This is a genomic window from candidate division KSB1 bacterium (genome assembly GCA_024655945.1).
In the GTDB taxonomy this organism is placed as follows: domain Bacteria; phylum Zhuqueibacterota; class Zhuqueibacteria; order JANLFK01; family Oleimicrobiaceae; genus Oleimicrobium.
The window spans coordinates 1-680 of record JANLFK010000026.1 but is presented as its reverse complement, the minus strand read 5'-3'; the positions used below and the strand labels follow the sequence as shown (position 1 = coordinate 680).

Sequence of the window (680 nt, the reverse complement as noted above, 5' to 3'; positions counted from 1 at the left end):
CGCCACCACCGCTGCAGGAACCCCAGTCAGCCCAAACGACCCCAATGCCCCTGGCACCACCGTGAACGCATCCGTGTCATCTGTCACGCCACCAGATGACCCCCGCAACACCACTCCGCTCTCCGCCTTCACCAACACCTGCGCCGCACTGCCTGCCCCATTGGTCACCGTAATGCTGCTCAAACTCGGCCCACTCCCATTCGGCGCCAGGTGACTCCCCCCATCGGCAAAACCTACCCCGATCGTCCCACTCCAAGCGTTGTTGTACTGATCCCGCGCCCCGCTCACACTCAGCTCAAACCCCACCCCAGCTACCTGCGTCCCAGGATTGCTCAGCGTGAAACTGTGAAGCGCCCCAGGACTCACCGCAATCGGCCCAGACTGCTGCGATACCCCTGCCGCCCCATCCGTCACCGTCACCGTCTGCGCCCCCGCCGTCTTTAGCACAAACTCAGACTCGCTGAACGTCTTCTGTCCGCTCACGAACCCGCCCGCAGCTGCCGGCAGCGCTGCCAACGAGTCTGTGCTGGACCAACTTAGCGTGCCGGAGTAGGTGGTTACCGTGTTGTCATACGCATCCTTAGCCGTCACAACTACCCGATTGGGGAAAGGTATTCCAGCTGTGCTGCTTGTAGGCAGACCGCTGAGTATAAAGTGGTGCAGCGCACCTGGCACGATCT

1 protein-coding gene is annotated in these 680 nt (G+C 62.1%); it reads right to left on the bottom strand.

Going from position 1 to position 680, the window contains the following annotated elements:
- Nucleotides 1-591 (bottom strand): hypothetical protein (locus NUW13_16080; GenBank protein ID MCR4440527.1); only part of this gene is annotated, 591 nt, incomplete at its 3' end.
- Between the last annotated feature and the right edge of the window lie 89 nt (nt 592-680).